At 39.4% G+C, this 15,835-nt stretch carries 13 protein-coding genes, 1 other RNA gene and 1 other annotated feature; of the genes, 12 read left to right on the top strand and 2 right to left on the bottom strand.

All coding sequences use genetic code 11. From position 1 onward, the window contains the following. Positions 1 to 65 precede the first annotated feature (65 nt). From ffs to PH210_RS07740, 5 genes are all read left to right on the top strand, one after another. An RNA gene (gene ffs / locus PH210_RS07760) (signal recognition particle sRNA small type) lies at positions 66 to 149 on the top strand. 136 nt (positions 150 to 285) lie between these two features. After that, on the top strand, positions 286 to 1,056 hold the full coding sequence (locus PH210_RS07755; RefSeq protein ID WP_289984391.1) for a cyclase family protein: 771 nt from the start codon (positions 286 to 288) through the stop codon (positions 1,054 to 1,056). Positions 1,057 to 1,455: 399 nt separating this feature from the next. Then, positions 1,456 to 1,676, top strand: a binding site (T-box leader). A 50-nt stretch (positions 1,677 to 1,726) separates the two neighbouring features. Further along, positions 1,727 to 3,430, top strand: coding sequence for a 2-isopropylmalate synthase (locus PH210_RS07750; RefSeq protein WP_289984390.1), 1,704 nt, complete (start codon positions 1,727 to 1,729; stop codon positions 3,428 to 3,430). Positions 3,431 to 3,575: 145 nt separating this feature from the next. Further along, a complete protein-coding gene (locus PH210_RS07745) occupies positions 3,576 to 4,571 on the top strand; it encodes an HD-GYP domain-containing protein (protein WP_289984389.1) in 996 nt (331 codons plus the stop codon). A 139-nt stretch (positions 4,572 to 4,710) separates the two neighbouring features. Beyond that, positions 4,711 to 5,079, top strand: a complete 369-nt coding sequence (locus tag PH210_RS07740) for a hypothetical protein (protein ID WP_289984388.1) — start codon at positions 4,711 to 4,713, stop codon at positions 5,077 to 5,079. A gap of 48 nt (positions 5,080 to 5,127) precedes the next feature. On the opposite strand, the gene PH210_RS07735 is transcribed toward PH210_RS07740, so the two are convergent. Together PH210_RS07735 and PH210_RS07730 are read right to left on the bottom strand one after the other, a co-directional pair. Continuing rightward, positions 5,128 to 5,772 carry a cell wall hydrolase gene (locus PH210_RS07735; RefSeq protein WP_289984387.1) on the bottom strand — a complete coding sequence of 215 codons (645 nt, stop codon included), beginning with the start codon at positions 5,770 to 5,772 and terminating at the stop codon, positions 5,128 to 5,130. Between the two features lie 240 nt (positions 5,773 to 6,012). Then, positions 6,013 to 6,840 carry a GNAT family N-acetyltransferase gene (locus PH210_RS07730; protein WP_289984386.1) on the bottom strand — a complete coding sequence of 276 codons (828 nt, stop codon included), beginning with the start codon at positions 6,838 to 6,840 and terminating at the stop codon, positions 6,013 to 6,015. Positions 6,841 to 7,104: 264 nt separating this feature from the next. Here PH210_RS07730 and PH210_RS07725 point away from each other — a divergent pair, with 264 nt between their 5' ends. The 7 genes from PH210_RS07725 to PH210_RS07695 all read left to right on the top strand — a co-directional run bounded on the left by PH210_RS07725 (position 7,105) and on the right by PH210_RS07695 (position 15,686). Beyond that, positions 7,105 to 8,541 carry a sigma-54 interaction domain-containing protein gene (locus PH210_RS07725; RefSeq protein ID WP_289984385.1) on the top strand — a complete coding sequence of 479 codons (1,437 nt, stop codon included), beginning with the start codon at positions 7,105 to 7,107 and terminating at the stop codon, positions 8,539 to 8,541. A 253-nt stretch (positions 8,542 to 8,794) separates the two neighbouring features. After that, positions 8,795 to 9,559: an SDR family NAD(P)-dependent oxidoreductase gene (locus PH210_RS07720; protein ID WP_289984384.1), complete on the top strand. Its 765-nt coding sequence runs from the start codon at positions 8,795 to 8,797 to the stop codon at positions 9,557 to 9,559. A gap of 24 nt (positions 9,560 to 9,583) precedes the next feature. Next, positions 9,584 to 11,173, top strand: coding sequence for a class I adenylate-forming enzyme family protein (locus tag PH210_RS07715; protein WP_289984383.1), 1,590 nt, complete (start codon positions 9,584 to 9,586; stop codon positions 11,171 to 11,173). A 30-nt stretch (positions 11,174 to 11,203) separates the two neighbouring features. Continuing rightward, positions 11,204 to 12,529, top strand: coding sequence for an MFS transporter (locus PH210_RS07710; RefSeq protein WP_289984382.1), 1,326 nt, complete (start codon positions 11,204 to 11,206; stop codon positions 12,527 to 12,529). A 293-nt stretch (positions 12,530 to 12,822) separates the two neighbouring features. Then, on the top strand, positions 12,823 to 13,374 hold the full coding sequence (locus PH210_RS07705) for a polyhydroxyalkanoate biosynthesis repressor PhaR (protein ID WP_289984380.1): 552 nt from the start codon (positions 12,823 to 12,825) through the stop codon (positions 13,372 to 13,374). Positions 13,375 to 13,394: 20 nt separating this feature from the next. After that, positions 13,395 to 14,432 carry an alpha/beta fold hydrolase gene (locus tag PH210_RS07700; RefSeq protein WP_289984379.1) on the top strand — a complete coding sequence of 346 codons (1,038 nt, stop codon included), beginning with the start codon at positions 13,395 to 13,397 and terminating at the stop codon, positions 14,430 to 14,432. Positions 14,433 to 14,501: 69 nt separating this feature from the next. Beyond that, on the top strand, positions 14,502 to 15,686 hold the full coding sequence (locus PH210_RS07695; protein ID WP_289984378.1) for a M20 family metallopeptidase: 1,185 nt from the start codon (positions 14,502 to 14,504) through the stop codon (positions 15,684 to 15,686). Positions 15,687 to 15,835: the final 149 nt, after the last annotated feature.

Here is a 15,835-nt window from a genome sequence, read left to right as displayed (position 1 = left end):
AAAATTACAACTTCCGTTTAATTTGAATCCATGATATATTTCTCTTGTAAGTTCTTAACGGAACTTCTTAGTCCAACAAGGAAACTAGGAAACTGGTCAGGGCGGGAACGCAGCAGCCATAACGAGTGAAATTGTGTGGGCTATTACATAACACGAAAAGCACTAGACGCTAAACTCTTGTCATTGAGTTTAGCGTCTTTTTGTTGTCCCATAATTCCGGAATAACAAACGTCAAATCATCGTAAATTTTATAGATTCTCGAATTCTAAAAAAGGGGTTATAAAAATGAATCGAACAAATTTACGAATTATTGACCTAAGTGTGCCAATGGACAATAAAGCAAAAGAGCCCTTTCCACCGGAGATTATCTATGAATCGCATCAGCAGGGAGCAAAGCAGGCAGCTCAAGTCTTAGGCCTGGAGCCTAGGGATTTTCCCGACAGTGCTGCTTGGGCTGTCGAAACAGTAACCTTAACGACACATACCGGTACACATGTGGATGCACCATGGCATTATGCTGCCACTACTGCGGGTAATCCCTCCCGAACGATTGATGAACTTCCTCTGGAATGGTTCTATGGCAATGGTGTTCTTTTTGATTTTAGTCAGAAACCACAAGGGTACGAGATTGTGATTGATGATTTTGAAAAACAGCTGGGAGAAATGGACTACCAATTGAAGCCGTACGATATTGTCCTAGTCCGAACAGATGCAGATAAAAAATATTATCAAGAAAATTATGCGGCTGTCCATGCAGGTGTTTCCGCGGAAGCAACCAGATGGCTGATTCAAAAAGGAATTAAAGTAATGGGAACGGATGGCTGGGGATGGGATATCCCGCTATATAAACAGGCGGAAGATTATAAAAATAATCCGCGTGACGGAGTCCTTTGGGCTGCTCATTACGTTGGAAAAGAGGCCGAGTACTGTCAAATAGAAAAATTAGCAAACCTGGAATTACTCCCAAAAAGGTATGGCTTTAAAGTAGCCGTATTTCCAATAAAAATAAAAGCCGCCAGCGCAGGATGGGCGCGGCCTGTTGCTATTTTTGAGTAGGGTTTTGTCAAGGTCGATTCTGCAATAGAGCTTAAAGGGCACGATCGCGCTGTTTTGCCAGGACCAAGCCCACTATAGCCCTTATAGAAGACCCGACCGTGCTATTTAGCTAGGACCGATTCCTCTATAGAGCTTCTAGAAGACACGACCGTGTTATTTTTGCAGGACCGAGTCCACTATAGAGCTTCTAAAAGACACGACCTTGCTATTAAGCCAGGACCGAATCCTCTATAGCCCTTATAGAAGACACGGCAACAGTTTTTTGTCATCCTCAAGTCCGCAAATCAAATTTAGAAGTAATTTTCCCTTATAAAAAAATTGTTTATTCGTTTTTTGAAAATTTTGTCTTGATTATTATCAAAAACCATTATAGAATAAGAAAAATCGAAAAATTCAAAATTAAACACGATGATTGGGAGTATTAAGGAATATTTATTGCTAAGAGAACTGTCGGCTGGTGAAAGACAGTCAATAAATTCCCCAACTCGCCCAGGAGTGGTAGGGCTGATATGTAGGCCATAACGGTTGACCGCCGTCATCAAGTCATAAAGTGGATTCGTTTAGTTCCTATTCGAATCAAAAAGAGTGGTACCACGTAGGCAAAGCCTGTCGTCTCTTATGAGATGATGGGCTTTTTTATTTTTAAAAAAATGAAAAGGTGGCCGTGACGATGAAAAATGTTGAAAAGTATACAAGAGGATATTTTATGCCCCCAGTGAAAAGCATGAAATGGACACAAAAAGAATACATAACAGAAGCTCCGACCTGGTGCAGTGTAGACCTAAGAGATGGAAATCAGGCACTGGTCATTCCAATGAGCCTTGAAGAGAAGCTGGAATATTTTCAAATGCTTGTTAAAGTGGGCTTTAAGGAAATCGAAGTGGGCTTTCCTGCTGCATCCGAAACGGAATTTGCTTTTTTACGTACGTTGATTGAGCAGGATTTGATTCCGGAGGATGTAACGGTTCAAGTGCTAACACAATCTAGAGATCATATTATTGAAAAAACCTTTGAAGCGCTGCGTGGGGTGAATAAGGCAGTAGTACACCTTTACAATTCCACATCTGTAGCACAGCGGGATCAGGTATTTAGAAAACCGCAAGAAGAAATCATCGACATTGCGGTAACCGGTGCGAAATTACTTCAAAAATATGCGTCGGAAACGGAAGGGAACTTCCAATTCCAATATTCGCCGGAAAGCTTCACAGGGACAGAGATGGAGTTCGCGCTTGAAATATGCAACCGGGTGCTAGATATTTGGCAGCCTACAGCTGAAAACAAGGTGATTATCAACCTTCCAGCGACGGTGTCGATGTCTATGCCACACGTGTACGCAAGTCAGATTGAATTTATGAGTGATCATTTACACTACCGGGAAAATGTAATCCTGTCGCTTCATCCACACAATGACAGAGGAACAGGTGTGGCAGATGCAGAGTTGGGAATGCTGGCAGGTGCACAGAGAGTTGAAGGAACACTGTTTGGAAATGGGGAAAGAACAGGAAACGTCGACATCGTCACACTTGCGATCAACATGTTTTCGCATGGGGTGGACCCGAAGCTTCATTTTGAAAATATCCGTGAAATCATGGCAAAATATGAGAAGTTAACGAGGATGAGGGTGCATGAAAGACACCCATATGCTGGTGAACTTGTCTTTACGGCCTTCTCAGGATCCCATCAGGATGCCATCGCCAAAGGAATGAAATGGCGTGAAGATGAAGAGCGGAAGTATTGGACCGTACCGTATCTATTGATTGATCCAATGGATATTGGAAGAGAGTATGAAGGGGATATCATCCGCATTAACAGCCAATCCGGCAAGGGCGGCATTGGGTATATACTAGAGCAGCATTATGGGTTTGATCTTCCTGCTAAAATGCGAGAAAGCTTTGGATATAGCGTGAAAAATGTATCAGACCGCCTTCACAAGGAGCTTATGCCGAATGAAATCCTTGAAATATTCAAGGAACAGTATATAAATATCCATACCCCTATAGAATTTATCAAATACAGATCGACACAAAATGAACAATACGAAACAATCGTTTCCGTCCGGATCGAAAACGATGTTCATGAATTTATCGGCACGGGGAATGGAAAACTGGATGCAATCAGCAACGTTATTCAAACCAAACTGGGCATCCATTATAAAGACTTAGTTTATAAGGAGCATGCTCTAGAAACAGGCTCACAATCTAACGCTGTATCGTATGTTGGTGTTACTGCTGAGAATGGTTCCGTTTATTGGGGCTGCGGAATTGACGCTGATATTATGACGTCCTCAGTAAAAGCATTGTTTAGTGCCATTAATAACATGATTCCAAGCGAAAATCTCGCAATTGAAGGAAGATTTTCAATTTCGAAAAAATAAAAAGATTGAAAGGCCTGTTATGTATAACAGGCCTTTTTGTTTATTTACTTTTTTTGGTATCTACAAAAATGAAGTAATTTGTAATAAACTTAATGTTATATTGATATAACAAAAATCACTAAGTCTAAACTTCAAGGGAGACATCATGATTCCAAAAGTGTCTTGGAAACTAAATATTTCATTGGAAAATGCCAGTCCATTTCGTTATGGATTTTTTATTATATTATTTCTTTTACCATTTATTAATTACCACTTGACCCTCTCTAAGGAAATTGAATTGTTTCCTCTTTATCTGATTGCCCCCATATTGTTAGGGATCGGATTTTGGGATAAATCAAAATTGTTTTTAGTTTCCTTTTCAATTGTAATCGTTAGTTTTCGACTGTACCTTACTCAAGAACCCACACGTAGTATTGTAAATTTTGTCATTCTTGCATTCGTATACATGTTAATTACATTTATTTCGGTTCATTTAACAAAAATTTACCGAAAATCCAACCGAAATAAATTAGAATTCATATTATCGCTTGCAAAATCGATGGATTCAAGAGATTCTTATACGGCAAGTCATTCTGAAAAGGTAGCCAAGTATGCATTGATGATTGCAAAAGAACTGAAATTATCAAATCGGCAGTGTGAAGCAGTCTATATCGGCGGTTTACTGCATGATATAGGAAAAATTGGTGTTCCCGAAAGTATTTTATTGAAACCAAGCCAATTAACCAATGAGGAATTTGACATTATTAAAAGGCATCCTGTTATTGGGTATAAAACGATGGAACACGTTTCTGCATTTAGAGAAAATGGCGTATTGGACATAGTTCTCTATCATCATGAAAGGTACGATGGGAAAGGATACCCATATGGAAAAAAAGGAGAAGAGATCCCATTAGCCGCCCGTATTATTGCTGTTGCCGATACATTTGATGCCATGACCACTAGAAGAGTTTACCGAAATCAAATGGATTTGGAATATGTTTATAATGAAATTAACTCCAATAAGGGGCTGCAATTTGACCCTTTGATTGCGGATGTCTTTTTAAAGATATTGAAAAAGCAAGGAACAAAAATATTGACGGATACTTCGGATGAATTGGATGAAAAAGGGATGAGATTAAACTTAAATGAACAATTTGGGTGAAGTATGTTATAAAAAAGCGTTTCTACATCATTGTAGGGACGCTTTTTTGCTGTATTTTTTAATTGTGAACAATGTGTACCTGTTGGCATACACTCTTCAATGTAATGGTTTAGATTTTTGTTATTAAGGAGATGGAGAAATGAACTTCGAGATGCAAAAAGCGAATATGCTGGCAGATAATATTAACGACTTTATTCAATTTGTCGATAAAAGTTATCAAAATAAAAACAGCTTTCGATTTAATACTGATAAATTATATCAGGTTAAATTGATTATAGAGGACTTTAAATTTCAAATCATAGCGGATGAACTTCATCGAATTAACCAGTTCGACTGGAATGAGAAGTACACGCATTATTTGGTCGATCAATTTCAAAAAGGGATCAATATAATTGATGAATTTGTTCATAATAATAACAATGACCTATTCCTCCTAACGGCCAGACTGCACACTTTAAAGAGCCTAATTGGTGCTTTTAGCATTCAGGATCATCTTACAGTTGTTTAAAAAATAAAAAAGCCTGTAAACAGTAGTTTACAGGCTGAAACCCATTCATTATTTTGCGAATACATGATGCCCAATGGTTTTCACAACGGTACGTGTTCGAATCCACTTATCGGATGTAATTTTAGGATTATAAAAATATAGGGAATCACTTAAACGATCTGTTCTTGTTAGAGCTTCTTCAACCGCTCGCTTCGAGTCATCTGATGCCGGCTTATTAATTTCACCGTTTTGTACTGGTGAGAAGGCATAGACATCGCCCACGACTTGTTTAATGACACCCGTTACGGTGTTTGGAAATTGAGGAGAATCAACGCGGTTTAATACGACTGTTGCAACGGCTAGTTTACCTTCATAGGATTCGCCTTTTGCTTCCGCTTCGACTAATCGTGCAAATAAATCTTTCTCTTGATTAGAAATGGAGACAGCAGGCTTTTCAGGTTCTTGTTTAACCGTTTCAGTTTTCTTTTCTGCCGTTTTTGCGTCTGACTCTTTCTTAATGATCTCTATTTTAGGTTTATTATCTTGTTTTGGATCCACAGCGGTTTTATCTGCCTGTTGTCCAGGCTGATAAAGATTCTCTTCATTTATTACTCGATTTTCGGTAATCGCCTCAACCGGATTAGTTTGCTGTATTAAAAAGGTAAATGTAGCTACACAAGCTACAATGATTGTTTTAATAGAAGTGTTTTTCATGTGTGCTACCTCCTGGAATTCTTGTCTGATATAACACTAACATGATTAAACACCTGTTTTACAGAACGGTACGGTTACAAATCTTTATACTTTGATGAACAACATTACAGGATAGAGGGAAATATGACATTGAGCCTATTTTCCTGTCATAATCTAGGAAATCGTACGAAATAGAGGAAGATCCTGCCATAAAAAATACTGCAGCTAAAAATAGCTTGCAGCATTTTCCAGTTCAAGTATCTAACTTATATAATCGTAATAATCCTGTGAATGGTAGCTTCTAAATCCGCAAGTTTCATAGAGTCGAAGGGCATTGGCATTTTTGGCTTCCACCTCTAGGAAAATAGAGAACCCTTTCTTATCTTCCTGTAATACAACTTTTGATAGGGCTTTTCTGCCAATTCCTTTACCTTGAAGCTCAGGAAATACCGCAAAACCATAAATCCATGCTTCGCCATCCGATTCAGAAACGCGCATTTTCCCAGCTGTTTTTCCATCTGCTTCAATGATGAGATTTTCTTCTCCGCTGTTCACGCGGATTGTCTGGTTAAACTCCCGAGCTTCTTTTTCACTGAATCCAAAGCACAAGACCTCCAGTTGTATTTCCGCTTCCCAATCCGCTTCTGATACCGACGGTCTTAAGGAAACTTTTGAATCCTCGGATAATTCGGTTTTCTGCCATTTCATTTGATATTCTGAAAAAGAATAAGTACAAGGAATGGTATTTAAAAATTCTTTTGCAGATTCCGATCCTGATGGAGCATTTAACAAAATCGTCGTAGCATTATGTTTTTTAGCCTCCGCAAGTCCCATTTCCAGTAAGCTTGAAAAAATCCCTTTTCTACGATAATCCGGATGGACCATCCCGCAAAGCTCTACTTTATTTCCAAAACCATAGCTTCCAAGGAAACCGACAAGCATGCCGTTTTCATAATGGAAGAAATCTTCCTTACGATTTTCAGTGCGGTTCTCTAGCATATCAAAATTCAGCTTTAGCTGAAATCCTCCATCTTTCTCACAAATCTCCAGTAGAGCTTTGATTTCTAAAAGTTGTTCTTTCGTCAGCATTTCATTCACCCCTGTTCATTGTCCAACTATACCTATTCTTTTCTAATCTTGATTATTCCTGCTTATCTAGGAGAGCCGTTCAAGGAAAATTAATAGTCTTTTCTCCCTAAGTTTTTCAAAAAACAGGAAAAGAAAAGGAAATTAGAAATTATTAGAGAATTATTAATAAAACCCGATTCCAATTCGAATCAACACTAAATTTCGATTCTAAATGTAATCAACTATTACGAATTCAATTAACTATTCCATCAGGGGGACCATGAAATGAAAACGGGGCATCCAAATGCTGATTTTTTCTTATCAGAGATCACGAAACTTGATAGTGTTACAAAGAACGATATTGAAAACATTTTAGTATCGATTTTTCAGTCCAGTTATGATGGTATTTACGTGGCAGATAAACATGGTGTTGGCATAATGGTCAATGCGGCGTATTCCAGAACTACGGGTGTAAGAAGTGAAGAATTGCTGGGGAAAAGCATGAAGACCGTTGTAAAAGAGGGGATCGTGTCTGAATCAGTCACCGTAAAAGTGTTAGAAAAAAAAACACCCCAAACGATCATACAATCGGTGAGAGGGAAGGAACTATTGGTTACTGGAAGTCCTGTATTTGATTGGAATGGTGAAATCATATACGTTGTAACAAACGTAAGAGATATTTCGGAATTAAACGCGATAAAAACGGAACTTTATCAATCCAAAAAAATGACCGAAACCTATATGAATGAAATAGAAGAATTACGAAAAAGAGAATTAATACATATGCATCTTGATGGAATTGTCGCGCAAAGCCAGGAAATCATGAGGGTTTTCCATCTTGCCAGAAAGGTGGCAAAGGTGGATTCCGGGGTTCTTATTTTAGGTGAATCCGGTGTCGGGAAAGAAGTGATTGTCAATTACTTGCACCAGGAAAGCGATCGCGCAGCCAAACCATTAATTAAAGTAAATTGTGGCGCGATCCCAAGTCATTTGCTGGAATCTGAATTGTTTGGCTACGAAAAAGGAGCCTTTACAGGGGCCAACATTCAGGGAAAGAAAGGTTTATTTGAGCTGGCCAATGAGGGAACGATTTTTTTGGACGAGATTGGAGACATGCCTATCGATCTTCAGGTAAAGCTATTACGCGTCCTTCAAGAATTTGAAATCATGCGTGTCGGCGGCACAAAAAGCATCAAAATTGATGTCCGGGTCATTTCAGCCACACATATGAATCTGGAGGAAATGGTCGCTAAAAATGACTTTAGAAGGGACCTTTATTACCGGCTCAACATTGTTCCGATCAGGGTTCCTCCTTTAAGGGAAAGGAAAGTTGACATTGTTCCTCTTGCCTACTACTTTTTAAACAAAACCAATAAAAAGACGGTTTTAAATAAACGGTTTCATCCTGAAATCCTTCAATACCTTGAAGATTATCGCTGGCCTGGGAATATAAGAGAACTTGAAAATTTTATCGAAAGACTGGCTGTGACGACAGATCAAGATGAAATAAACATAAAGGATTTACCTCCCTATATGCTACCAAGCAGGGATTCTAAAAAATCTGAAGGCGGAAAGCTGAAAGAAACCCTGGCAATTGTGGAAAGGAAAATCATTAAGGAGCAAATGGATGTATCGAAGACAACCCGCCGTGCTGCGGAGGCATTAGGTATCAGCCAATCAGCTCTCGTAAAAAAAATGCAAAAGCTGGGTTTAACCATGTGATGAAAAAAGGAATCAAGTTTTTAACAAGCCGGCAGTCATTCGCTGGCTTTTTTCTTTTGTATGAATAGAAGTTTTTATCTTATTAGTAGTAGGAAATATGAAAATTTTCACTAATTTTGTATAAAAATGTCGAAAAATTATATATTTTCTATTTTTATTGAAAATTGGCACGATTTTTGCAAATAGAATATATGAAATCATTTTTCTGTATTTCAAAAATTGCATAAGCAAAGATCGGAAGGTGTAAAAGGGTATGAACATACCAACGTTTGATCTCAAAGGAAAAGTGGCTCTCGTCACAGGCGGAAGTAAAGGCATTGGTTATGGAATGGCAGAGGCGTTGGGGCATTATGGTGCAACACTGGTCATTTCCAGCCGTGGAGCAGCCGAAGGGGAAATCGCTGTTTCACAACTAAAGGAAAAGAATATTGATGCTGCTTATATTCCTTGTGATGTGACAAAAAAAGACCAGGTTGAACAATTGGTCCATCAAATTGTGGGGCAATTTGGCTCGCTTGATATTTTAGTCAACAATGCCGGAATGAATATACGCAAACCGCTGGTAGAAGTAGAAGAAAGTGATTGGGATACTGTTTTTAATGTAAATCTCAAAGGACTTTTTCTAGTAGGGCAAGCGTGCGCGAAGCAGATGATTAAACAAAACTATGGAAAAATCATTAACATCTCCTCGATTCTTGGAACAATCGGCATGCAGTTTCAAACATCCTATGCGGCCAGTAAAGGAGGCATAAACCAATTAACAAAGGTTTGGGCAGAGGAATTAGCTCCCCATAACATTACAGTTAACTCCATTGGACCCGGTTATATCATCACTCCGATGACGAAGGAGTGGCTATCTGATCCCGAAAGATCGGAAAAAATCATTAGTTCTACCATGATTAAACGTATCGGAGAAACTTCCGACCTTGTAGGACCAGTCGTATTCTTGGCTTCTGATACTTCAAAATATGTAACTGGCCAGGTATTGCATGTTGATGGTGGCTACACAGCACGATAATGCTTTTGATTTAGGAGGTTTAATATGAATATCGTTAAAGAGATCCACTTTAACCGTGAAGTAAAGGTGTTCCAAAATCGTCCCAAAAATCTCTTCTCGATGCTTGAAGAGTCTGTGCAAAATTATTCAGACCAAGAAGCTCTTGTCATGGATGGAAGACGGCTAACCTATAAAGTGATGAAGGATCGTGTGGAAAAGATTGCCGGACATTTACAAAAATCAATGGGTGTGAAAAAAGGAGACCGAATCGCTCTTTTATTAGGGAACAGCATCGAATTTAGCCTGCTTGTCTTCGCATGTGCCAAATTAGGAGCTATTGTGGTGCCGCTTAACACAAGATTAAAAGAAAAAGAACTTACCTTTATGCTTGAACAATCGGGCAGCAAAATTTTGTTTGTTGATGATGAATTCTTACAAAAGGTTGAAGGCATGAGAGATGAGGATTCTATTCAAGGTGTTCAATATTTCTTCTTGGTTGGCAATCAAATCCCGAAACGAAAAGACTATCTGCCATATGAAATTTTAGAACAGACCACCACTGTCGAGGATGTTGAGGTGTCGGAGGATGATCCGTTATTTATTATGTATACCTCAGGAACAACCGGACTTCCCAAGGGCGCAGTGGGCAGTCATTTGGGGGCCATCCACAGCTCGATGAATTATGAATTGGTGTTACACACCAATCATAAAGCAAAAACGTTAATAGCTGTTCCGCTTTTCCATGTAACAGGCTTAATTGGCCAACTTTTTCACATGGTAAGAGTGGGCGGGACATCCGTTATTATGAGGAGATACCAAACAGAAGAATTCATTCAGTTAACCGCCGAGGAAAAAGTTTCCTTTTTATTTAACGTTCCAACCATTTACATCATGATGATGTCCCATCCGAATTTTTCATTATACAGTTATCCAAACGTAAATTGTATTGCATACGGTGGCGCTCCTATGTCCTCGGAAACGATTTATAAGTTGAAAAAGTATTTTCCGAATGCGTATTTGCAAAATGCGTATGGTGCGACGGAAACTTCTTCACCGGCTACCATCATGCCTAGACTTTATAACGAAGAAAAAACGAGTTCGGTCGGGTTGCCCGTACCGGTTGGAGAAATGATGGTTGTCAACGAAGAGGATGAGCCATGTGCACCTGGTGAAGTGGGCGAATTACTAATTAAGGGCCCGATGATCGTTGAAGGATATTGGAACAATGAAACTGCCAACCATGCTTCCTTTTTAAATGGCTATTGGCGCTCAGGTGATATGGCCAAAATTGACAAAGAAAGTTTTGTGTATATTGTCGACCGTAAAAAGGATTTAATTAACCGCGGCGGTGAAAAAATATTCTCCATCGAGGTAGAGAATGTCCTTTATAATCATCCGAAGGTATTGGAAGCGGCCGTGGTTGGCGTTCCAGATGAACTTTTTGGAGAAGTTGTCAAAGCCGTGATTGTCCCGAAGGAAGGGGAAATCCTTGAGGAGAAAGAAATAAAAGATTTTGTGGCCGAGATACTAGCAAATTATAAGGTTCCTAAACTAATCGAATTTGTTTCAGAGCTGCCTAGAAATCCGGGTGGAAAGGTCTTAAAGAACTTATTAAGGAACCTTCAGACCAAATAAATCATTTTTTCGAACGAAAGGAAGAGGAACATGTCAGCGATTATGAAAAAAGCTTGGGGATATCGGTATTGGGTTCTTGTCATACTTTGGTTGGTCTATATTATTAACTATTTTGACCGGATGGCCGTCTTAACGTTTTTACCATTCATTCAAAAGGATTTACATTTAACACCGGTTGAGGTAGGCCAGCTGGCTTCTGTCTTTTTCTTTGCCTATGCAGCAGCTCAAATCAGCGCCGGTTTCCTTGCCGATAAAATTGGCTCGAAACGGGTAATGTATATTGCCATTGTCGTGTTCACTTTCGTTACAGCTGTAACAGGTGTGGTCAAAAACTTTGCTCAGTTTATTGCTCTACGAATTGGTTTAGGGCTTGGCGAAGGTCATCATTTTGCTCCTGCCATTCGTGCGATCAATAACTGGTTTCCCTTTAAAGAAAGAGGTAGAGCGGTTTCCTTTTTCGCCACCTCCTGGGCAGTAGCTCCTGCCATCGTTCCTGTTATTGTCACTAGTATTTCCGTTTACTTTTTTGGCGGTGCTTGGAGACCAGTGTTCTATGTACTCGCGGTCCCTGGGGCAATCGGAATCTTTTTATTATGGAAATTTATAGCAGATTCTCCAAAAGAAATGATTGAAAAAGGAAAATTGAGTAAGGATCAAGATATTGAAGAAGCAAACGTGGCTCCTAAGAAGCTGTCGAAGGAAGAGAAAAGAAAAGCCTATGGCGTTTTCCTAAAAGATGTTAATTTTTATGTTTTTACATTATGTCTATTTTGTCAGTTAGCCGTTTATTGGGGAACTTCTACGTGGTTAACATCATTCCTGGTTACACAGCACGGGTTGAATATTAAGGAAATGGGCTTTTTCGCCTCTGCTCCCTATATCGTTGCGTTCTTTGCTATGATGCTTGGCGGCTGGCTGATGGATAATGTGGTTCATCGGATGAAGCCGGTTGCGTTAATCGGTTATATCGGAAGTATTCCTGTTCTATGGATGCTTGGTTCAGTAGAAAAAGGAAATACAGGACTTTTACTTACACTCTTATTGCTGGTTGGATTCTTTGTAAACTTAAACTTTGGCTCTATTTATGCTTATTTACCAAAGCGTTATCCAAAAGAAATTGTCGGAAGCGCGACAGGATTAGCAAATGGAATTGGTCAATTAGGTTCCTTTATATCTCCGCTAATTGCTGGTTATTTAGTTACTGTTGGGGCAAATGGAACACAGAATTTCAGCCGAGTATTCATCTTTTTCGCAATTGTTTCAGCAGTAGCGGCAGTTTGTTCAATCATTCTAAAGGAAAAGAAAGTAACAAAGGATTCCGCCAACACAATCGACAATGCGAAATCCGTTAGTTAAACTCTTTTCAATAAAGGGCATTGTTGATTTTTAACACTGTTGATTGGAGCGGAAGGCGCGAAGACTCCTCGAAAATGCTATCGCATTTCCTTCGTGCGTGGGCGGATTCGAGGAAGCAATTCAATGTCCTGCGGGAGTACGGGGCAGGGGAGACCCCGGAGGCGCCTAAGCGCCGAGGAGGCTCCCCGGCACGCCCGCGGAAAGCGAAGCGCCTGGAGCATAAATCAACAACTAAGTATAACAAAGCCTTTCAAAAAAATTTCAACTTAAAAAGTCGCGCAGGGGGAAAGACATTGGCAGACCAACATACATTTGATCCATATAAAACGTGGCAAACCTATATGCACCAATGGGAAAAACAAACAAATGAGATGATTCAATCCTGGACAAACAATCGTGAAGCAGTCAAAATCGCTTCCATTAGCTCAGATATCCAGGCGCGTTTTCTAGAGCTGCTTCAAAAAAATCAACAGGAAGCAGCCAATCTGTTAAATCTACCGACAAAAAAAGATATAACCAATGCAGCCAAACTAACGATCCAAACTGAAGAAAAGCTTGATGCTCTAGAGGAGCTGATTTGGAATTTACAGGATTCCATCGAAGCTTCCAAAAATGAAAACAGTAGTATTGCAAAAATCGCTAGTGAGATGCTGAAGCAAATGAAACAGCTGAAAACAGAACAGAAAAAAGAATCGGAAACAGTTAGAGAAATCTATAGCGAGCTTCAAGAGATAAAAAGGGATCTAGCCGTAATGAATAGTTTAAAAGAAGAGATTGTCAGTCTTAAATTACTGATGTCAGAAAGCACCCAAAAACACGAACGGGAATTAGTTTTAACTAAGTAAATGCTAGGAGGAGAGTCAGGTTGGCATCAACTATTATTGATATTGAAAAAGAAGTAGAACGCTGGCGGGAATTCGTTAATACTGTGAATGGCCCAGAGCCTAGCACCAATCATACACCCAGAAAATCAATTTGGAAAAAAAATAAAGCAACCTTATGGCATTATGCTGCTGTAAAGAAAAAATATGATATACCTGTTTTTATTGTTTATTCCTTATTTAACAAGCCTACTATTCTTGATTTTGCCCCCGGGGCCAGTGTCATGGAAGGCCTTGTCAACATGGGCTATGATGTCTATTTACTAGACTGGGGCATTGCTGGTGACGAAGATAAGGATATTAATATTGAAGATTATATTGCTGAATATATTAAAAAAGCGGTTCAACGTGCTCTAAGGCATTCTGGTGCGGAGGAAGTTTCTGTTATTGGATATTGCCTTGGCGGAACCTTCGCAGCCATGTATGCAGCGATTGCCGAAGAACCAATTCGGAATTTGATTGTTGCCACCGTTCCAATTGATTTTAGTGTTGCGGCACTGCCGGATCAATGGGAGGAAGGACTAAAGGAAGGTGTGTTCAATCTAGACCGTATAATCGATGTAATTGGGGTTATTCCACCTTCTTACGTAGAGGGGATGTTCAGGTCCGCAACCTCTCCCATCTACAATAGTCCCTATGTTACACTTTTAACCCGTGCTACTGACAAGCGTTTTGTGGAAAAGTGGCGTCGGATGAACACATGGACAAAAGGACATGTTCCCTTAACAGGCGGTGCTTTCCGGCAATTAACGATCGATCTTTTTAAAGAAAACAAACTGGTAAAAGGTGAGTTTACGATTCATGGCCAAAAAGTGGATTTAGCGAATATTAAGGCCAATCTGCTCGTTGTCAGCTCGAAAAACGATAACCTCATCCCTGAGGGCCAGAGCAAACCATTAATGGATTTAGTGTCAAGTAAAGATAAAACCTACTTGCTTGTCGATGCAGGACATGTTTCCTTAGCGATGACCGGAAAGTTAAATGGAATTCTTGAAAAATGGCTTGGCAGCCATTCAAAGTAATGCTTGATTAATTTGGATACTGCCTGTTGAGACATGCAGTATCTTTGATTAAAGGGAGGTAATATTGTTATGTCTATTTTGCAAACAGCTATTTTTGATGTTATTAACGAAAAGGAATCTATTCAATTTTTACAGTCACTGATTCAAGTGGATAGTGTGAATCCACAAGGAAATGAAAAAAGGGTCGCTGAGGTAATACAAGCTTATTTAAAGTCTAGCAATCTACAAGTTGAATTAGATGATCTCGGGAACAACCGAGCGAATCTATTTGTTACCTACCCAAGTGGGACCACGGATGAAAAATATTTAGTTTACAGCGGTCATTTCGATACTGTGCCTCTTGGGAAGATCGAGTGGGAACATGACCCGTTTTCTGGCGAAGTAGCGGGCAACAAAGTATATGGCCGAGGTACAACTGACATGAAGGGCGGAGTAGCCGCCATGGTCCTTGCTATGAAGTATCTAGAGCAAGCAGGAGTGAAACTTAAAGGGAAGCTTCAGTTTGTTGGAACAGCGGGAGAAGAGGTTGATGGCTTCGGTGCAAAAAAAGTAGTCGAAAAGGGGCAAATTGACAAAGCAACAGCATTAGTTGTATCGGAACCTAGTGAAAACCAAATTTTTCACGCACATAAAGGCTGTTTATGGCTGGAAATAACCACCTACGGAAAAACCGCACATGGTTCCATGCCCGACCAGGGGATTAATGCGATTTTAACGATGAATGAATTTATCAATAGTTTGAAAACCTATCAATTTGAATACGCACCGCATCTAGTATTGGGCCATCCAACGATGAATATTGGAACGATTGAAGGCGGAGTAAAAACCAATGTGGTGCCTGATCAATGTAAGATGACGCTAGATATTCGAACTGTTCCAGGACAAAATAATGAACGTATATTAAAAGACATTGAGAATTTGATCAAAACGGTTGCAGCCAAATCAGAGGCTACGTATGAACTAACGGTTATTAATAGTATGGAATCAGTGGGTACCAATGAATCTGATGATTTTGTTCAGCTGGCAATCGCAACTGGGAAAAACTATCTAGACCTGGAGTTAAAACCTTCAGGTGTTAACTATTATACCGACGCATCGGTTTATTGCCCGCATTTACAGGTCCCTGCCATCATCTTTGGTCCTGGAAAGCCAACACTCGCTCATCAGCCAAATGAGTATGTGGAGATTGATAAGTTTATTGAATCTATTCGCTATTTTATGGCACTTGCTATTGATTATTTAGAGGAAAACTAAATGATGAAAAAACAATTCCTATTATTTTCTTTAATAAAGGAATTGTTTTTTCATCTAGCGAATATTCAGAATATAAATGCAATTTAATTCACATAATTTTCCTTTCATGTATAATAAAAATTAAGGTGGAGGTCCATTTTACATCTAAA

The sequence above is a fragment of the Paenibacillus sp. BSR1-1 genome, assembly GCF_030403775.1.
Lineage (GTDB): Bacteria > Bacillota > Bacilli > Bacillales > Cytobacillaceae > Neobacillus.
The sequence above is the reverse complement of the archived record's forward strand: the minus strand, read 5'-3'. Positions and strand labels throughout refer to the sequence as shown.